Genomic DNA, 17,746 nt, shown 5'->3' with positions numbered 1-17,746 from the left:
CGACGGTTTTAAGACACCCCTGTTCGAACGTATCAACGTTGTAGCGATTGGCCGAGGGAGAACCTTTAAATACCGCAAACACAAGTTAACAATTGCCATGATAGACAGGCTTGAAAAGGAAGTTGACATGCTGGAGCGCCACTTGCAGGTGCTTCGCATGGTTATCGAGAACGAGCCTATCGGTATCGTGAAGATGTCCAACGAAACCGGCTACCCGCACCACAAGGTGCGGTACTCCCTGCGCGTTCTCGAAGAGGAGAACCTCATCGAGCCCTCCAGCCAGGGTGCGATCACGACCGAACAGACTGGTGAGTTCGTCGACGACCTTGACGAGAAGGTCGACGAAATCATCGACAAGCTCGAAGGTATGAAGATCGAAGACGCAGCCGAAATCGAAGGCTAAGCTTCTTTCTCAGAGTTCCGGGACCGCCAGGTGGAACTCCTGGTTTCTCGCTTCTAACAGGCAGAGGTGAAAGCCCTCTTTGCGCGAGAGGTTCACGAAGCTCTTCCGCTTATCGCGGTTGAACAGCCCACTGGAAGTGGCTTCTTCGGCGGTTTCGAGCGCCCCCGGCTCGAAGAAGCTGCTCGTGACGAGAAACGCCGACGCAAGCGATCCGGAGGCGTTGCCGACCCGTTCAGCGTTCCGGATGAGGTCCGACATCTGGCCCTCGGAGGCCGGTTCGCGCGAGTCGTTGATGTTGGCGACGACCAGCGGGTTCCCCATCCGGTCGCGGACGACGACGTCGAACCGCTCCTGCGAGCGGTTCTCCTGGCCGTCCTCCGTGTAGGTCACCGTGACGTTGCCGTTCAGTTCGGCGCGGTCGATAGCCGGAAGGCCCTCGTAGAGGTCCTTCATCGCTCCCGCGTGGCCGGTGTCCCGAATCTCGTAGAGGAGGTTCCGGATGAGCCAGTTGACGAAGCGGTACTGGATGCTGTCTTCGAGGAACTCCTCGAAGGGCGTCCCGTTGACCGTTGCCCCCTCGGCCTCGAACTGCGTGTGGTACTCCAGTCTGAGGTTCGCCTCGACTTCCTCGCGACTCGCCTCGCCGTCCTTGGCTTCCTCCAGCGTCGCTTTGCCCTTCGAGTCGTACCTGACGAAGAGGTTCGTCCCGTTTATCGCCTCGCCGACGCTGAGCCGGGTGCCACCCGCAGCGGTGTCGTCCTGCTCGTCGAGTTGTTCCTCCAGTCGGTCGATCTCGGCCCGTGCGTCGGCTAGCTCCGACTCCAGGCGGTCGCGCTCGTCCCGGAGTTCCTGGTTCGTGGCTTCCAGATCTGTGAGTTCGGATTCCAGTTCCGACACCGTCTCGGCCCGCTGTTCCAGTTCGGACTCCAGTTCCGCGACGCGCTCCTGCTCGTGTGGTGTCGGCTCTTCGTCGGCAGGGGACTGGCGCTGGTCCTCTGTCGAAGGCTGGGTCTTGGGCGTCTCGGCCGGCTGTGGGTCTTTCGCAGGTGTGCTACGGCTCTCCTGTGCCGGTGCTGGTCCCTGTACACTGGATTCGGTCGACGGTGCCGAGTCGTCCTGTGCTGGCTGGTCACGTCGCGGCGTCGATGCCTGTTGCCCACCTTTCGGTGGCGTCTGGGTGGGGGACACGCTGGTTGTCATGCTTTCCCGAGCACCCCCGGATTTGTTCGGGTCCAGCGACGGGACCGAGCGCGTCTCCAGGTCCGTGGTTGACCCGCCAGAACCGGCGTCCGGCGTCGACGTTGCCGCTCCAGTCCCGGGCTGTGCCTGGGACGGCCGTGACTCGGTGCTCTGGTCCGGTTTCGCGTCGGTCGGTTCGGCGCGACGGTCCGTCGAAGCCGTCTGGTCGCTCTGTGCCGGGGCGTTCCGAGCACTCGCCTGCTGGGATTCCTGCGCTTGTGACGGGTCCGTCGCCGGGCGATTCGGTTCGGTCTCCCCGGCAGTCTCACGCACTCTGGTCTCCCGTTCGACGGCGTCGTTGTCGGGTTCCGTCCGTGTCGCGGCGTCGTTGTTCGGTTCCGTCCGTGTCGCGGTGTCAGTATCTGTCGCCGCCCGGTCGGTCGCTCCGCTGTCTGACCGGCTGTCCGCATTCGGCTTCTCGTCCACGCTCGATTGCTCGTCCGACTCAGAACTGCGGCGGGACCGGCCCGGAGTCGCGCCGGCGGCTTTCGACCCCGGCGGGCCGCTGCTTGCAGGGCCGCGGTCCGGTGTCGACTCTGCTGCGGTCTGGGCCTGTTCAGCCTCGTCGGTTCCACCGGCTTCGGTATCTCCGACGGGGTCCGGGGATGGGTCCGCCAGTTCATCGCTGGCGTCGTCCTGTGGTGTCGGTTCGTCCGGTGCTGCCGTCTCTGTCGGCGTGCTATCCACTGCACCCTCGTCGGTGGGTACGTCGGCGACAGCCGTCTCGTCGCCAGCGTCGAGCGGATCGACGCCGGCGGCCGCCGGGTCCGCTGACTGCTCGTCCGCCGCGGATTCCGGCGGTTCCGGAATCTCGATCGGCTCGATGTCGACCGGCATGACCTCGTAGATGCCGACCTCGTCGTTGGCCGTCTCGAACGCCTCGTCGTCGGTGATGAGATTGTCTGAGTTCCCGACCCACGCCACGCTCATCGAGCGGCCCTGGTGGTAGACAGTGTAGTAGTCCCCCGAGAGGACGTTTTCTGAAAGTTCGATAAAGCCCGTAAAGTTGCCGCTCGACAGGGTCTGATCGACGTCTGCAAGCGCGGTGTCTTCGGTGTAGTATTGCGCTTTCACCTCGTCGGCCCGCTCCTGCATCACTGCAAGCAGGGGCAAGGCCTCGTGGGGTGATCGCTTGGCTGTTCCCGACGCGTCCTCGAAGTCCTCGATAGTGCCGTCGAGGACGCCGACGACGGTCCCGTTCAACATGAACAGGCGCGTCGGACCCGTGATGACCGCGCCGGAGAACTCCTGCCCGGCGAGGTCTTGCAGGCCCGCGAACCCGCCGTCGAACGGAACCGACTCCCAGCCGTCGACCCGTTCGACCGTGCGTGTACTCATTACTCCCACCAAGCCGGATGGCAGACAAATAGTTTGTGCCCACGGGCGCGGTCCGATGGACATATGTCGATTCGAGTGTAAGTGCGTGTATGGCAGAGGAGCCGGGACTAAGCGACCAGTATCCGACTGCGAGCCCGTGGCCGCTGTTCGTCGCACTGGGATTAGCACTGTCAGAGATCGGCGTGTTCGTCGGACTCTTTCCGGTAGCCGTCTTCGGACTGATACTGTTCGGCGGCAGTATCGCCGGTATCCTCACGGAGTCCGGGTACGTGGAACGGCCGTGGCCGACCCTGCTGGGCGTGGGAGTGGTTCTTATCGTCCTCGCCGCCGCGTTTGCGCTCTGGCAGGTCCCGGTCGCCGATATCGCGCTCTCGAACGTCGGGACCGGGCCACTCCTCACTCGGCTGGTGGCCGTCGCCGCGGCGGGCACCGTGATGATCGCGATGGGTGGCGTCGCCTCGATAATGGAACAGACCGCGGCCTGAGACGGGTACCCGCCCGGTTCGGAAACCAACACTCTATTTACCGACCTGTTCTAACGGACAGGCATGGCACTGTTCGGGTTCGAAAAAGACACCCTGCTCGACCTCACTGTGAACGTTATCCCGCTCGGGATCCTCCTCTTCTTCATCGTCGCGTTCGCCGCGTTCCCGGCATTCGGAACGGATCCCGTCTTCTCCGGAATGCAGTTCGCACTGATCATCTCGATGTTCCTGCTGCTCGCTGTCCTGACCTACTACGCGGGGAAGGCCGTCGAGAACGCTGAGAAGGAGAGCGGCGAACTCGGCCACGAAGACTGATCTGACAGTTCCAGACAAACCGTTTCGAAGGCCGACCGCGGTCGCCACCGGATGACAGTGCGAGGTGGTCCCTCCTTTCTGCGGTTTCACCGCCGGATGGAAGCCGTGTTTTATGATCGTTGCTGCAGGAATCGACCCTTTGATAATGTCCCAGTCCTGAAGGACGACTATGGTAGCAGGAGATATTGTGCTGACGGGGCTGATGGCCGTCCTCCTCGTCGGCGTCGCCGCGCTTCTCACCCGTGTCGAGAACTGGCGTTCGTATACGCCGCTCGCGGGTGGCGGGGCCGTCACGGGTGACGAGGCAGCGGTCATCAACCGTGAGAAACCCGCAGGTATCATTCGCTGGCTAACAACCGTCGACCACAAAGACATCGGTCTGTTGTACGGGGTGTACGCGGTCATCGCATTCGCCGTGGGCGGCATCATGGCGATGCTCATCCGCCTCCAGCTCGTCACGCCCGCCGGGGCCATCCTCGGCAACAACGCCTACAACTCCATCCTGACGAGTCACGGCATCACGATGCTGTTCCTGTTCGGGACGCCCATCATCGCGGCGTTCGCGAACTACTTCATCCCCCTGCTCATCGGGGCTGACGACATGGCGTTCCCGCGTATCAACGCCATCGCGTTCTGGCTGCTTCCGCCGGCGGCCCTGCTTATCTGGGCCGGATTCTTCCTCGCGCCGGTAACCGAGAACATGATCGAGCCGGCTCGTACGGCTTGGACGATGTACACGCCGCTGTCGGTCGAGCAGGCGAACCCCGGCGTCGACCTGATGCTGCTGGGACTGCACCTCTCGGGCGTTGCAGCGACGATGGGGGCGATCAACTTCATCGCGACCATCTTCACGGAGCGCAACGAGGAGGTCAACTGGGCGAACCTCGACATCTTCTCGTGGACGATCCTCACCCAGTCCGCGCTCATCCTGTTCGCGTTCCCGCTGCTGGGGAGCGCCATCGTCATGCTCCTCCTGGACCGGAACCTCTCGACGACGTTCTTCGCCGTCGAGGGTGGCGGCCCGCTGCTGTGGCAGCACCTGTTCTGGTTCTTCGGCCACCCCGAGGTGTACATCCTCGTCCTGCCGCCGATGGGACTGGTCAGCCTCATCCTGCCGAAGTTCTCCGGCCGAAAACTGTTCGGCTTCAAGTTCGTCGTCTACTCGACGCTCGCCATCGGGGTCCTCTCCTTTGGCGTCTGGGCCCACCACATGTTCTCGACGGGTATGGACCCGCGGCTCCGGGCCTCATTCATGGCTGTCTCGTTGGCTATCGCGATACCGAGCGCAGTCAAGACGTTCAACTGGATCACGACGATGTGGAACGGCCGCCTGCGCCTGACGACGCCGATGCTGTTCTGTATCGGCTTCGTCTCGAACTTCATCATCGGCGGTGTGACTGGCGTGTTCCTCGCCTCCATTCCCGTCGACCTGATTCTGCACGACACCTACTACGTCGTCGGACACTTCCACTACATCGTGATGGGTGCCATCGGCTTCGCGGCCTTCGCCGGCATCTACTACTGGTTCCCGATATTCACCGGGCGGATGTACCAGCGCACGCTCGGGAAGGCGCACTTCTGGTTCTCGATGGTCGGGACCAACATCACGTTCTTCGCGATGCTCGCGCTCGGCTATCTGGGGATGCCGCGCCGGTACGCCACCTACCAGTTTGATGGCGCTATCGCGCCGCTGACGCAGGTCAGCACCTTCCACCAGGCGGCGACGGTGGGCGCACTCATCCTGTTCATCGGCCAGCTGTTCTTCGTCTGGAACATCGTCCAGTCCTGGCTCGAAGGCCCGAAAGTCGAGGACGGCGACCCGTGGAACCTCGAACGCGACGGCATGCTAGACCGTGAGTTCCAGTGGTTCGACGAGCAACTCGAAGCCGAAGCACCGGAGAAGGACCCGTCGCTGCTCGCTGACGGCGGCCAGGAAGAACAAGACGACTCGTAAGCGGCCGAATTCTGTTTTCGTCTACTTTTTGTCGTTCGCAGCCACGCCCGAACTGACAGTGCCTGTTAGCTCGCGCCGGAGACGAGTACCATGGCCGTCACGAACATCATGAGCGCGATTCCGGTCAGGACGAGAAACAACAGTTCCTTCTGTGACATAGGATAGCTACGGCGTGGAAGTGAAAAAGGCTAATCGTCTTCGAGCCGTTGTTCACACATGAGCGAGCCAGCCGAGGCCAGGTCCGGGCAGCAAATCGTCCTTCGTCTGTACGTTGCTATTGTCGTTCTCGCGGGTGTAATGGGATTCGTTCTTGGCAGTATCCGACCGGAGGACCTCGAACCCGAACTGTTCGGTGTGATTGCGCTGCCGCCAACGCCGTTCGGCGTCGCTATCTACGGGTTCGTTACCATCGGCATCGTCCTCGGCGTGTTGCTTGGCCTCGTCGTGTACGTCTCCGAGCGAATCGACGACGCGGCCAGTTCCTGAGTGTCCGTTGCTGCAGTATATCTGGCCGTGTGAACCAGTTCCTCGTACCGCTGTGTACGCTTCAGCTTTCTGATAGCCTGATTCCGTTAGTTTATTTTAAGCCGACAGAAAATCGGCTGCTAGTCGCCTGCTTGACGACAAGCCGGTGTCTCGCCGCCCTCCCTACAGATGCGCCCCGAATTTCCCCTCCGTCAGTGGTTGGTCCGCAGGATCGCTATCGACCGACGTGCGCTCGCAGCGTTCAGAGCGGCGCTCGGGCTGTGTCTCCTCGCCGACATCACTCTGCGGTGGTCGGACATCGTTGCGTTCTACACCGATAGCGGCGCGCTCCCGCGCTCGACACTGGCTGAACTGTATCCGGTTCTGGGAGACGTGTCGCCGCTCGCTTTCTCGGGGGCCGTCTGGCTCCCGCTGGTGGCCCTCGGACTGACGGCGCTCGCAGGACTGGCGCTGGTGGTCGGCTACCACCCTCGCCTGAGCGCGGGCGTCGCGTTCGTCCTGCTCGTATCGATACAGCTCCGGAACCCTGTCGTCCTCAACGCCGGCGATACGCTGTTTCGCCGGCTGCTGTTCTGGAGTCTCCTGCTCCCGCTCGGCTGTGCCTGGGAAGATGGGCCGCCGGACTCCGCCTCGACACGGGTCGCCACCGCCGGCACTGCAGGAATCCTTCTCCAAGTGCTTGCCGTGTACGTGACGAACGGCCTCATGAAGCTTCGTGGTACGTACTGGCACCAAGGGACTGCGGTGCAGTACGCGTTCCAGCTCGACCACCTCACTGTCCGGCTTGGTGACGTGGTTGCGGGCTGGGACCCGGTGCTGGTCCTGGGGAACTGGCTCTGGCTCGCTTTGCTCGTTGGGTCCCCGTTGTTGCTCATCTGGACCGGATGGTATCGGACGGCACTGGTCGCGGCGTTCGTCACCGCACACGTCTGTATGGCGTTCTCGTTTCGCCTGGGTGTGTTTCCGCTCGTCTCGATTCTCGGGCTGGTCCTGTTTCTCCCGACGCCGCTTTGGGACGGGCTCGCGAACCGCTGGCCCGCCGCTATCGAAGCGTTGCGCCCGCGGTGGCCGGATGCAGCGACAGGTCCGCCACAGATCTGGTTCCCTACGACGACGGCTTCGCTAGCGGCGCTCGGGATCGTCGCCATTGTCGTTCTCAACGCTATCGCAGTCGGCTTCGTCGCCGCACCGACAGGTACGCCGGACAGAATCGAGGACCGGAGCTGGTATATGTTCGCGCCAGACCCGCCACAGGAAACGTGGTGGTACGCGGCCCCGGCACCCCTGGAGTCCGGGAATCGGGTCGACGCGCTTACCGGGGAGCCGGTCACTCTCTCCCGGCCGCCAGAGGTGTCAGACCGGTTTCCGAACCAGCGCTGGAAGAAGTTCCTCGGGACAGCCCGTCACGAACCCAGTCTTCGACAGTCGCTCGCAACGTATCTGTGTTCCCGGTGGAATCAAGGCCACGACGACGCGATGGAACGCGTGGAGTTGATTGTCCTGACCGAGTCGACCAACCTGAACGGGTCCGAATCTGTCGACCAGGAACGGCTCGGGTCGTATCAGTGTGCCTGATGCGGGTGATGATGGAAGTTGGTTGCACCTCGAAAACAGTTCTTCAAGCGACGATTGAGCGTACGCTCTGTCCAGTCAGGCGACGCTGGCCGTTTCCTGATAGCTCCCGTACTCTGCCTCGAAGACGGCCATGATCTCGCCCATCGTCGCGTAGGCTTTCACCGCGTCGATGATGACGGGCATGACGTTCCCACCGTTGGTGATCACTTGCTGCAGTTCGTCAAGCGCCGCCTCCACGGCCGCGTCATCGCGCTCTGCCTTGGCCGTCGCAAGCTTGTCCCGCTGGCGTTCCTGTACGTCCTCGTCGACGGTGAGAATCTCGGGTTCGGTGTCTTCCTCGACGGTGTACTTGTTAACCCCGACCATGACTTCTTCCTCGCTCTCGACACGCTGCTGGTACTCGTAGGCGGCGTCCTGAATCTCACGCTGGAAGTAGCCGTCCTGAATCCCCTGAATGACGCCGTCGCGGACCGAGCCGTCGCCGAGTTCGTCCCTGATGTGGTTGATGTAGGCCATCGCCTTCTCCTCGACCTCGTCGGTCAACGACTCGATGGCGAAACTGCCGCCCATCGGGTCGACGATATCGGCGGCTCCCGACTCCTCCGCGATGATCTGCTGTGTCCGGAGGGCGACGCGAACGGCCTGCTCCGATGGGAGCGCCAGCGCTTCGTCGAAGCTGTTGGTGTGTAGGCTCTGGGTTCCGCCCAGCACACCTGCGAGGGCCTGAATCGTCACGCGGACGATGTTGTTCAGCGGTTGCTGGGCTGTCAGTGACTGCCCGGCGGTCTGGGTGTGGAACTTCAGTTGCTTGCTCGCGTCAGCCTCCGCGTCGTACCAGTCGTCCATCACGCGGGCGTAGATGCGCCGGGCCGCACGGAACTTCGCGATTTCCTCGAACATGGAGTTGTGCGAATTGAAGAAAAAGGAGAGCTGTGGTGCGAACTCGTCGACCTCAAGCCCGCGGTTCAGACAGTCTTCGACGTAGGCGAAACCGTCCGCGAGCGTGAACGCGAGTTCCTGTACGGCTGTCGAACCGGCCTCCCGGATGTGATACCCCGATACGGATATAGGCTTGAACTTCGGCGTCTCCTGACTGGCGAACTCGATGGTGTCGGTGACGAGTTTCAGCGACGGCTCCGGCGGAATGACCCACTCCTTCTGTGCGATGAACTCCTTGAACATATCGTTCTGTAGGGTTCCGCGGATCTCCTCGCGCGGGACGCCCTGCTGGTCGGCCAGCGCGATGTACATCGCGTAGATGACGGGGGCGCTGGGGTTGATCGTGAAGGAGGTCGACACCTCACCGAGGTCGATGCCGTCGAACAACCGCTCCATGTCCGCCAGCGTGTCGACGGCGACGCCCTCCTTGCCGACTTCGCCGTCGGCCATCACGTCGTCGGAGTCGATCCCCATCAGCGTCGGCATGTCAAAAGCCGTCGAGAGCCCGGTCTGGCCCTCGTCGATGAGATAGTGGAATCGCTCGTTGGTCTCGTCGGCGGTCCCAAAGCCCGCGAACTGCCGCATGGTCCACTGCCGGCCGCGATACATCGTCGGATAGACACCGCGTGTGAACGGCTCCTCGCCGGGGAAGCCGATGTCTTCCTCGTAATCGACGTCGTCCACGTCGAGCGGCGTGTACAGCCGGTCTACGTCGAGGTTTGAGACCGTCGCGAACTGCTCTTTGCGTTCGCCGTAGGCGTCCAGTACGGGGTCCAGTGTCTCGGCTTCCCACTCGTCTTTCTGCTCGCGGATGCGCTGGAGGTCCGACTCGTCGAACATACTCCGGTGTATGTCATGATTTAGTAAGAAGGTTCGGGCAAAGTGGGACGCTACCGTCAATCACACCGTCGAGGACTAATTCTGGAGCCGCTCCGTCGTCTGCACGAGCGGATGGTGCGCGTAGTCGACGACCTCGATATCGTCGATCGACTCCAGGTCGGAGTCTGCGGCCGTCTCGGCCATCCCCAGTTCGACCGTCTCGTCGAGAACGATGACGTAGGCGTCCATTTCGTCGATATCGAGCCGCGCGGCGGCTTTCACGCGGTGGTGGCCGTCAGCCAGCAGGAGGTCCCCGCCGTTGTCGATGACGACGAGCGGTTCCGCCAGCCCGCGTTCCAGTTCGTACACCCGGCCTTCGAGTTCGTCGGCGTACACCGTCGTCTGTGTCGGCGTCAGGTCGTCGAGCTCCACCTCCCGTCGGCCTTCGTGTGTCGTGATACCGTGGATGTTCTCCAGCGTCCGGCCGAGCTTGTCCACCTTGCCCGGGGTCGCCCGTTCGATCTGTGAGCGGATCACGTCGGCGTTCGAGATGATGCCGACGAGGTGGCCGGCGTCGTCGACGACCGGAAGTTTCTGGATGCCCGACCGCAGGATGACGCGTGCCGCGTCCTGAACGGCCATGTCCGGGTGCGCCACGAGGATGTCGTCGGTCATCACACGGAACATCGGCTCGTGGTCTTCCGCGAGCAACAGGTCGCGCGCGCTGACGAACCCTTCGACGCGGCGGCCGTCCGTCACCGGGAACCCGCTGAAGTGGTCGTTGTCGGCGATCCGTCGGGCGACCTCCCCGACAGTGTCGTCGAGTTCGACGGTGGCAACCTCGCGTGTCATGTAGTCTCCGACCGTCGGTCGACTCGATTCCTCCATCGGCGCGATGTTCTCGACCGACGGCAAAAAAGGCTCGCCTACGGCGGCTCGCTGTCGTCGGGTTCGACGAGCGTCTCCGGGCTGTCGTCCGCCTGTTCTGACTCGTCGTCCGGCGGCTCAGCCGCGTCGTCCGCCTGTTCTGACTCGTCGCCTCCGTCTTCGTCGCCGTCTTCCAGAAACAGCACATCGCTGTTCCAGTCCGTTGCGGTGTCGTCGCTCGACCCTGCAGGCGTGTCTCCAGGCGTCGTGATGGTGTCTCCGCTGTCCCGTCTGAGCGCCGTCGACTCCGTGAACGCGGCCACGTCGTAGTCAGCGCGTGCGTAGACGCGCCCGAGCAGCCGGTGGGACCGCGACTGGATAGCGTCGAGAAACCGGTCAGAGACGATAGAGCGGACGATCTCCTCCAGCGACTCCTCGCGCTCGTCGACGGTGATCATCCCCAGGTCGATCTGTGCGCCCGCCATATCGGCGTGACCGCCCGCGGACCCGATCTGTCCGAAGGCGTCCCGCAGCGCCTCGCCGAGGTCGATGTCCGCCCCGCGAGCCCGTGCAGAGGCGTAGATCGTCCCGTCGACGACGCCGTACACCATCGTCGCCTGCACGCCTTCGAGGTCGAGCAGCCTGTCGGCCGCCTGCGCGAGCGCGTCACGGTCGGTTATCTCGCCAACGCCGGTCAGAAGCACCGAGCCCTCCTGTTCGCGGTTCGCGATCGCGCGGCCGATGACCGACAGCGTCTCCGGGCTCACGCTCGGGTCTTCGATGCGCTGGAGCGTCGCCATGTCGGCGTTCGTCACGAGATGCGCGGCGGCCTCGAAGTCCGCGGCGGCGACCTCCCGGCGGAAGTCCTTCGTGTCGACCTGGATGCCGAACAGCAGGCCCGTCGCGATTGGGGTCGGAATGTCGATGTTGAACCGCTGGAGATAGTCGACCAGTAACGTACTCGTCGCCCCGACGCCGCTCCGGAGATCGACGAATCGGGCTTCGATCGGGACGCGCGGCGGATGGTGGTCGATGACGATGTCGATGGGGGTCTCCGGTGGGAGCTGGTCGTTGACACCGGCTCTGGAGTGGTCGACCAGCGCGAACGCGTCGAACGCGTCCAGTTCGTCCGGGGAGTCAGCATCCAAGTTCCGGAGGTCGAAATCGAGGAGGTTGACGAACGCCCGGTTCTCCTGATGAGAAATCTCTCCGTAGTAACAGATCGTCACCTCGCAATCGGCCCGTTCAGCGAGCGCCCCGAGGGCGACAGCGCTGGCAATCGCGTCCGGGTCGGGGTTGTCGTGCGTGACGACGGCGAGGTGGTCGTCGATGTCCCGCAGTACCTGATGGAGCTGTCTGGCCCGCGTTCCTTCGTCGCCGACCGACTGGGTGACGTAGTCGGTAACGACAGACTCCGGCGTAACCAGCCGGTCCGCCACGCTGTCGAGTCGGTCGCGCTGGTCTGCCGTCGCGCCGCGGCCGGCGTAGGCGAGGAGGAACACGTCGGGAAAGCAGTCACGTGCGGCCGTCGCCGCGTCGGCATTCTGCTCGGGGTCCTCGCTGGCGATGATGACGCTCTCGGGGTGAACGTCGAGATCGGCGAGAACAGATGGATCAGTCTGGTCGGCTTCGAGTACGTTGATACCGTCCGCCCGGAGCGTTTCAGCACGGTGCTCGTCCTGGGTCACGACTGCCAGGTCGCCGCGGTCGTCGCTAATCGCGTCGAGAAGGTCCGCGGCCGTCGGCCCGAGTCCGAGCACCAGCCGAGAAAGCATACCGTGCAGTCAGCGCTGGAGCGTCTAAAAACCCGTTACTTCAGCCGTTCCTGGAGAAACGACGGATGCGCGGCGGTAACGCCGTCGAGCGCGAGAATCTTGTCTTCGATGACGTCCGCCAGCGAGTCCCCGTCCATCGCTCGGACCTCCGCCATCAGCATGTGGTCGCCGCTGGACGTGTACAGTTCCTCCATCTCCGGGATCTCCTTGAGGTTCCGCGTGGCCTCGACGTAGCAATCGCTCGCGATGTCGATGCCGACAAGGGCAATCGACTGGCCTGCCAGCTTCTTCGGGTCGACATCGGCGGAGTAGCCGACGATGACGCCCTCCTCTTCGAGTTTCTGAATGTATTTCCGGACTGTGGGCTTCGATACGTCGGCTCGCTCCGCGATTTCTGCGTACGAGGCCTGTGCGTCCTCTTCAAGGACCGACAGGATTCGACGCTCCGTGGACTCGGCACTCATAGAGTAATCTTTTCGGTGCATGAAAAAATATCTTCCGAACCAGAAACCCACGTTCGAGGTGGTGTCTGCAGTCCAGTAGCGGGCCTTATTTGTGATGTTCGAGGAGGTTGTCGTAGGTCCGCTCCCACTCCGCGTCCTCGTCGAAGTACCGCTCTGCGAGCGGTTCCTCGGGCATCTCGCCGATCTGGCGCTTCTCCTCGCCGTAGGAGGGGCGCTCGTCTTCGATGTACATCCGACCGGTGAGCACTTCGCCCTCGTACAGACGCTCCTCGGTCTTTCGCATCATCTCGGCGGCTTCCGCGCGGTCCGAGACGTCGAAGTCGAACTCGTCGGACTGCTGGACGTCCGTGTACGGGACGTAGTGTTTCGCGTCCTTGTTCCAGGTCGGACACTGGGTCAGGAAGTCGATGTGCGCGAATCCGTCGTGTTCGATGGCCTCGGCGATGATCTCTTTCGCCTGGTTCGGGTTGACAGCCGCGGTCCGGGCGATGTAGGTCGCACCGGCGTTGAGCTGCTGGGACAGGGGGCGGATCGGCGACTTCGCCGAGCCGTGGGGCTGTGTCTTGGACTTGTGGCCCTTCGGCGACGTGGGCGACGTCTGGCCCTTGGTCAGCCCGAAGATCTCGTTGTTGAACACGATGTACGTGATGTCGTGGTTCTCACGGGCCGTGTGGATGGTGTGGTTCCCACCAATACCGTAGCCGTCGCCGTCCCCGCCGGCCGCGATGACTTCGAGGTTGGGGTTGGCGAGCTTCGCGGCCCGGGCGACGGGCAGCGAGCGGCCGTGGATGGTGTGGAAGCCGTAGCTGTTGAAGTAGCTGTTGAGCTTCCCGGAACAGCCGATGCCGGTAAACAGCGCGACTTCGTCGGGATTCTTGCCGACTTCCGGCATGGCCTGCTTGAGCGCCTTGAGGACGCCGAAGTCACCACAGCCCGGACACCAGGTCGCCTGGGGTTCGATGCCGGGTGTGAACTCGTCGCGCTCGATCTCGCGTTCTTCGTTGATTGCTGAGAATGCACTCATTGGTTAGTCACCTGCCGCGGGGACGTACTTCATGTTGCTCGCGGCGAGTTCCTCGCCGTCGATGCTGGACTCGAACCCGTCGACGATCTCGGCGGGCTCGAATGGGTTGCCGTTGTACTTGAGGAGGCTCGACATCTTGTCGCCGTACTTGCCGAGTTCCTTCTGAGTCAGGCCGCGGAACTGGGCCGTGGCGTTCATCTCGACGACGAGCGCCTCGTCGACCGATTCGAGCCACTCGGAGACCTCCTCCTTCGGGTACGGAGCCATGTCGGAGACGCCAAGCGCCTTCACGGAATGGCCGTTCTCGTTGAGTCTGTCGACGGCCTCGAAGACGGTCCCCTGCTGGCTGCCCCACACGAGGATGCCGTAGTCGGCCTCGTCGGGTCCGTGGTAGGTCTGGTGGGACGTGTTTTCGTCCAGATCAGCACGGATGTCGTCGAGCTTGTTGAGCCGACGGTTCATCTGGGCGATACGGTTCTCGGGGTCCTCGCTGATGTGGCCCGATGGGTTGTGCTCGTTGCCCGTCGCGAGGAAGCGGCCGTCCTTCTGGCCCGGCACGGAGCGCGGGCTGACGTTCGAGCCGTCCTCGGGTTCGTGGAGGAAGCGCTGGAACTTCCCGGAGGAGTGGTGTGCGGCGTCCTGAATCTCCTCTTCGGTGAGGACCGAGCCGGGATCGGCGTTCGGTTCCTCGTCGAAGTGGCTGGCCGGGAGGTTCCGGAGTTCGCCCTGGATCTTCTGGTCGTAGATGACGATAGCCGGGATCTGGTACTCGTAGGCGATGCGGAACGCCGAGCGGGTCTGCGTGTAGCACTCGCGGATGTTCGCCGGCGCGAACACGACGCGGGCGGAGTCGCCCTGTGACGTGTACAGGACGTGTTCGAGGTCCGCCTGCTCGGGCTTGGTCGGCATCCCCGTCGAGGGGCCGGCCCGCATCGCTTCGACGAGCACGATAGGCGTCTCGGTCATCTCCGCCAGTCCGAGCGGTTCGGACATCAGCGCGAAGCCACCGCCGGATGACCCGGACATGGCTTTCACGCCGGCGTGAGACGCACCGAGGGCCAGCGCGGCGGCCGCGATCTCGTCTTCGACCTGTTCGGAGATCCCACCGAACGAGGGCAGGTGCTGTGACATGATCGTGAACACGTCGGTCCACGGAGTCATGGGGTAGCCCGAGATGAAGCGACAGCCCTCGTCGATTGCGCCGTAGGAGATGGCGTTCGAGCCCGAGAGGATGACCTGCTCCTCGTCGTGGGAGCCCTCGGGGACCTCGATGTCGTGATCGATATCGAGTTCGCTTGCGGCTTCGTAGGCGTCGTGCAGGACGTTGAGGTTCGCCTCCTGCATGTCGCCACTCATGTTCTGTTTGATGAGCTTCTCGAACTCGTCGGTGCTGATGTCGAGAATGGCCGCGGTCGCGCCGATACCGGCCGTGTTCCGCATGATCTCGCGGCCGTGCTCCTTGGCGATGCCGCGGAGGTCCATCGGGACGACGTGCCAGTTGTTCTCCTCGGCGGCCTCTTCGAGACCGATCTCGTCGACGTCTTCCTCGTCGAGCAGCCCCTCGTCGTAGAGGAGGACGCCGCCCTCGCGGAGGTCGTCGAAGTTCTCGTACAGCGGTTTCAGCTCCTCTTTGCCGTAGTAGGCCTCTTCCTGCGGGTTCCGGGCGAAGGAGTCACCCAGGGCCAGCAGGAAGTTGTAGCCGTCCCCGCGGGACTGTACTGGCTCGTCTTTCGCACGTACTTCCACGTACGTGTGGCCGCCGCGGATACGCGACGGGTAATGGCGGTGTGTGAACACGTTCAGCCCCGACCACATCAAGGCCTTCGCGAAGTTCTGGCTTGTCGAGTCGATTCCGTCACCGGAACCACCGGCGATTCGCCAGATTAGTTCGTTGTCTGTCATGGTGAAATCCTCGGCCCCAGCTCTGGTGCCGTATCATCCCGTTGGGGGGCCATGACTAAAGATTTTCCACTACATCACCACTCATTAATCGTTATCTTTCGGCTCAGGTACCTCAGATTGCCGTTTTCGAAATTGAAGTCCGTCGCTGTTGGGACACGTTCACAGGGGCGAGATATCCGTCTGGGAGACAGGTGTCAGCCAGCAATAGTAAGCCATGCAACTTCCTCCCGCAACGACTAACACAGTGACTACCGATGTATAGTCGAGGATGTCGTTAACGGAACTCATCGCTGGCGTCGAGGACCATCAGAAGACGCTGACTGTCTTCAACGCCGGGCCGACAGCGGCTGAAGACCTGCGCGAGCGCTTCGCGGACCGCAACGTCCACGTTCAGACCGAGCAGACTGAGAGCGGACGCCCGGGCGAGTTTATCACTCTCAGCGAGGACGAAGCGGTCATCGCGGCCGCGAGTCTCAATTCGTTTACCGACTCGCTTGACGAAGGCCGTCAGTACATCACGCGGGACGACAGCCCGTACGCGTCGATTCTCGACCACCTCGACGAGACGATGTTCACCTCGTGGTCTATCCAGCGGATGACGGCCGCGTCCCGCGAGATCGAGGACCGCGCGTGGCGTGTGGGACAGGGAACGCTGCACGCCGGCTTCCAGACACTGTCTACGCTTCAGGGCGAACTCGACCTCTACGAACGGCTGGGTGAGACCGACGTGGACGTTCACGCCTATGCCGTCCCTGACGTCGAGCCACCCGAGTACAGCACGTTCTCGCTGCATCTGGAACGGTCGGACGAGATCGCCGACTCGTGGTTCGTCGTGTTCGACGGCGGCGGTGACCCGACCCAGAAGTGCGCCTTGCTGGCCGAGGAGCGCGAGCCACGCGAGTTCTACGGCTTCTGGACCTACGACGAGTCGACGGTCGACTGGATCATCGACTATCTGGAGGAGACGTACGGCTTCCTCGAACAGTGAGCCGCGTTCGAACCGGCCAGCGCGGTCATTACCACGGCTCGCCGTCGGCCGACATTCGCTCTTGAGATGCCGACCGTGACCGAGTCTAGAGAGTTCCGCATCGAGGAGACCGGAGAGCGCGTCAACAGTCTCGAACTGGAGTTGCACCTGTTTTTCGGCGTGTGGGCGGTCATCGAGCGCCACGAAGACCGATGGGTCGTGGCGACTGACGACGGTGAGCGCCGGACACTTGTCGTTATGTCGGACTAATCTCACGCTGATATCGAATCAGTCCGCAGCCCCGGACACGTCTTCGAACACCGCGAGGTCGTGGCCGAGCAGCACTTCAGCCCCCGTCGCCCGCTGTCGGTCGCGGCACCGCTCTAGGCTCTCCTTCCATGAGCCGTTGTTCCAGAGGAGGCTCGTCGCCATCGGCTGGCCCGCGTAGTTCGCTTCGACGTACGCTTCGTCGCCGACGACGAGGAGCGACTGGCCCGGCCGGTCGATGAACGCGCCCATGAGCCCGGGCGTGTGGCCGGGAAGGTGCAACAGTTCGACCCCATCGGTGAGATGATAGCTGTCGCCGTGGACGATCTCCCAGTTCAGGTCCCGGTCGAAGTCGCTGGCGAGGTAGGCGATAGAGCCGTCGTCCGTATTGGCGCTGTAGTACGCGTACGGGAGTTCTTCCCGGTGGACGTAGATCGGGACGTCTGTTCCCGCGAAGTTGTGCAAGCCGCCAGCGTGGTCCAAATGCAGGTGGCTCATCACGACGGCATCGATGTCGTCGATGCTGTAGCCCGCATCTTCGAGATCCGCCGGCAGGGCGTGCTCCTCGGCGTCAACGTGTGCGAACGCCTCATACAGCGGCGTCGGCCAGTACCCGTCGCCGGCCTCCGGATGCGAGCCAGTGTCCCAGAGGATAGTCATCTCGGGCGTCTCTACGATGAGGTTCCACACGACGTACGTTTCGTACTCGTGTTCCGGGTCGCGGTCCGAGGCCGTCGCGACGCTGTGGCCGTCGACGACGAAGTTTCGATCAGCCTGTACGCGGCCCCGGTCGACGAACGTCACTGTAAGGTCGTCCATACGGTGTCTACGGGCTGTCAGAAAGTAAAGAGCGGTGCCGTGCGCCGCGGGTGACGGGCTAGCTCGCTATATGACCAACCGTTCGCTATGGCAGGGGTTTCATGCCGT

At 63.1% G+C, this 17,746-nt stretch carries 16 protein-coding genes; 8 read left to right on the top strand and 8 right to left on the bottom strand.

All coding sequences use genetic code 11. The features are described 5' to 3' along the window. Positions 1 to 97 precede the first annotated feature (97 nt). On the top strand, positions 98 to 403 hold the full coding sequence (locus SG26_RS01895) for a hypothetical protein (protein WP_004516266.1): 306 nt from the start codon (positions 98 to 100) through the stop codon (positions 401 to 403). Positions 404 to 412: 9 nt separating this feature from the next. Here SG26_RS01895 and SG26_RS01890 read toward each other — a convergent pair whose 3' ends face one another. Further along, a complete protein-coding gene (locus tag SG26_RS01890; protein ID WP_050036699.1) occupies positions 413 to 2,980 on the bottom strand; it encodes a hypothetical protein in 2,568 nt (855 codons plus the stop codon). A gap of 89 nt (positions 2,981 to 3,069) precedes the next feature. On the opposite strand from SG26_RS01890, the gene SG26_RS01885 reads away from it, so the two are divergent. The 5 genes from SG26_RS01885 (at position 3,070) to SG26_RS01865 (ending at position 7,795) form a co-directional block, all read left to right on the top strand. Beyond that, the gene (locus SG26_RS01885; RefSeq protein ID WP_014040656.1) at positions 3,070 to 3,465 is read left to right on the top strand and encodes a hypothetical protein; all 396 of its coding nucleotides are present in this window, start codon (positions 3,070 to 3,072) and stop codon (positions 3,463 to 3,465) included. A gap of 63 nt (positions 3,466 to 3,528) precedes the next feature. After that, a complete protein-coding gene (locus tag SG26_RS01880; protein ID WP_008313331.1) occupies positions 3,529 to 3,780 on the top strand; it encodes a DUF6684 family protein in 252 nt (83 codons plus the stop codon). Positions 3,781 to 3,949: 169 nt separating this feature from the next. Continuing rightward, positions 3,950 to 5,734 (top strand): cytochrome c oxidase subunit I, encoded by a 1,785-nt coding sequence (locus SG26_RS01875; protein ID WP_014040655.1) that lies wholly within the window; start codon positions 3,950 to 3,952, stop codon positions 5,732 to 5,734. Between the two features lie 216 nt (positions 5,735 to 5,950). Next, positions 5,951 to 6,220, top strand: a complete 270-nt coding sequence (locus SG26_RS01870; protein ID WP_023843313.1) for a hypothetical protein — start codon at positions 5,951 to 5,953, stop codon at positions 6,218 to 6,220. Positions 6,221 to 6,418: 198 nt separating this feature from the next. Next, positions 6,419 to 7,795, top strand: coding sequence for an HTTM domain-containing protein (locus SG26_RS01865; RefSeq protein ID WP_050038232.1), 1,377 nt, complete (start codon positions 6,419 to 6,421; stop codon positions 7,793 to 7,795). 75 nt (positions 7,796 to 7,870) lie between these two features. On the opposite strand, the gene SG26_RS01860 is transcribed toward SG26_RS01865, so the two are convergent. From SG26_RS01860 to SG26_RS01835, 6 genes are all read right to left on the bottom strand, one after another. Continuing rightward, positions 7,871 to 9,574 (bottom strand): methylmalonyl-CoA mutase family protein, encoded by a 1,704-nt coding sequence (locus SG26_RS01860; protein WP_014040652.1) that lies wholly within the window; start codon positions 9,572 to 9,574, stop codon positions 7,871 to 7,873. 75 nt (positions 9,575 to 9,649) lie between these two features. Continuing rightward, a complete protein-coding gene (locus tag SG26_RS01855; protein WP_044951895.1) occupies positions 9,650 to 10,441 on the bottom strand; it encodes a CBS domain-containing protein in 792 nt (263 codons plus the stop codon). 38 nt (positions 10,442 to 10,479) lie between these two features. After that, positions 10,480 to 12,195, bottom strand: coding sequence for a DHH family phosphoesterase (locus SG26_RS01850; RefSeq protein ID WP_050036698.1), 1,716 nt, complete (start codon positions 12,193 to 12,195; stop codon positions 10,480 to 10,482). 35 nt (positions 12,196 to 12,230) lie between these two features. After that, on the bottom strand, positions 12,231 to 12,659 hold the full coding sequence (gene lrpA1, locus SG26_RS01845; RefSeq protein ID WP_004591923.1) for an HTH-type transcriptional regulator LrpA1: 429 nt from the start codon (positions 12,657 to 12,659) through the stop codon (positions 12,231 to 12,233). A gap of 85 nt (positions 12,660 to 12,744) precedes the next feature. Next, complete coding sequence (locus SG26_RS01840; RefSeq protein WP_014040649.1) at positions 12,745 to 13,683, bottom strand: thiamine pyrophosphate-dependent enzyme; 939 nt, start codon at positions 13,681 to 13,683, stop codon at positions 12,745 to 12,747. 3 nt (positions 13,684 to 13,686) lie between these two features. Then, positions 13,687 to 15,585: a 2-oxoacid:acceptor oxidoreductase subunit alpha gene (locus SG26_RS01835; RefSeq protein ID WP_014040648.1), complete on the bottom strand. Its 1,899-nt coding sequence runs from the start codon at positions 15,583 to 15,585 to the stop codon at positions 13,687 to 13,689. A 268-nt stretch (positions 15,586 to 15,853) separates the two neighbouring features. Here SG26_RS01835 and SG26_RS01830 point away from each other — a divergent pair, with 268 nt between their 5' ends. Both SG26_RS01830 and SG26_RS01825 read left to right on the top strand, forming a co-directional pair. Then, positions 15,854 to 16,573: a DICT sensory domain-containing protein gene (locus SG26_RS01830; protein WP_014040647.1), complete on the top strand. Its 720-nt coding sequence runs from the start codon at positions 15,854 to 15,856 to the stop codon at positions 16,571 to 16,573. Between the two features lie 66 nt (positions 16,574 to 16,639). Beyond that, on the top strand, positions 16,640 to 16,822 hold the full coding sequence (locus tag SG26_RS01825) for a hypothetical protein (protein WP_014040646.1): 183 nt from the start codon (positions 16,640 to 16,642) through the stop codon (positions 16,820 to 16,822). Between the two features lie 18 nt (positions 16,823 to 16,840). Here the strand turns inward: SG26_RS01825 and SG26_RS01820 are convergent, their stop codons facing one another. Continuing rightward, complete coding sequence (locus tag SG26_RS01820) at positions 16,841 to 17,638, bottom strand: N-acyl homoserine lactonase family protein (RefSeq protein ID WP_014040645.1); 798 nt, start codon at positions 17,636 to 17,638, stop codon at positions 16,841 to 16,843. Positions 17,639 to 17,746: the final 108 nt, after the last annotated feature.

The sequence above is a fragment of the Haloarcula sp. CBA1115 genome, from assembly GCF_000827835.1.
Taxonomy (GTDB): domain Archaea; phylum Halobacteriota; class Halobacteria; order Halobacteriales; family Haloarculaceae; genus Haloarcula; species Haloarcula hispanica.
The sequence above is the reverse complement of the archived record's forward strand: the minus strand, read 5'-3'. Positions and strand labels throughout refer to the sequence as shown.

Coding starts and splice junctions, on each gene's coding strand:
- SG26_RS01860 (WP_014040652.1), bottom strand. CDS start 9,574: ATGTTCGACGAGTCGGACCTCCAGCGCATCCGCGAGCAGAAAGACGAG.
- SG26_RS01870 (WP_023843313.1), top strand. CDS start 5,951: ATGAGCGAGCCAGCCGAGGCCAGGTCCGGGCAGCAAATCGTCCTTCGT.
- SG26_RS01855 (WP_044951895.1), bottom strand. CDS start 10,441: ATGGAGGAATCGAGTCGACCGACGGTCGGAGACTACATGACACGCGAG.
- SG26_RS01880 (WP_008313331.1), top strand. CDS start 3,529: ATGGCACTGTTCGGGTTCGAAAAAGACACCCTGCTCGACCTCACTGTG.
- lrpA1 (WP_004591923.1), bottom strand. CDS start 12,659: ATGAGTGCCGAGTCCACGGAGCGTCGAATCCTGTCGGTCCTTGAAGAG.
- SG26_RS01840 (WP_014040649.1), bottom strand. CDS start 13,683: ATGAGTGCATTCTCAGCAATCAACGAAGAACGCGAGATCGAGCGCGAC.
- SG26_RS01885 (WP_014040656.1), top strand. CDS start 3,070: ATGGCAGAGGAGCCGGGACTAAGCGACCAGTATCCGACTGCGAGCCCG.
- SG26_RS01830 (WP_014040647.1), top strand. CDS start 15,854: ATGTCGTTAACGGAACTCATCGCTGGCGTCGAGGACCATCAGAAGACG.
- SG26_RS01850 (WP_050036698.1), bottom strand. CDS start 12,195: ATGCTTTCTCGGCTGGTGCTCGGACTCGGGCCGACGGCCGCGGACCTT.
- SG26_RS01890 (WP_050036699.1), bottom strand. CDS start 2,980: ATGAGTACACGCACGGTCGAACGGGTCGACGGCTGGGAGTCGGTTCCG.
- SG26_RS01895 (WP_004516266.1), top strand. CDS start 98: ATGATAGACAGGCTTGAAAAGGAAGTTGACATGCTGGAGCGCCACTTG.
- SG26_RS01825 (WP_014040646.1), top strand. CDS start 16,640: ATGCCGACCGTGACCGAGTCTAGAGAGTTCCGCATCGAGGAGACCGGA.
- SG26_RS01835 (WP_014040648.1), bottom strand. CDS start 15,585: ATGACAGACAACGAACTAATCTGGCGAATCGCCGGTGGTTCCGGTGAC.
- SG26_RS01875 (WP_014040655.1), top strand. CDS start 3,950: ATGGTAGCAGGAGATATTGTGCTGACGGGGCTGATGGCCGTCCTCCTC.
- SG26_RS01820 (WP_014040645.1), bottom strand. CDS start 17,638: ATGGACGACCTTACAGTGACGTTCGTCGACCGGGGCCGCGTACAGGCT.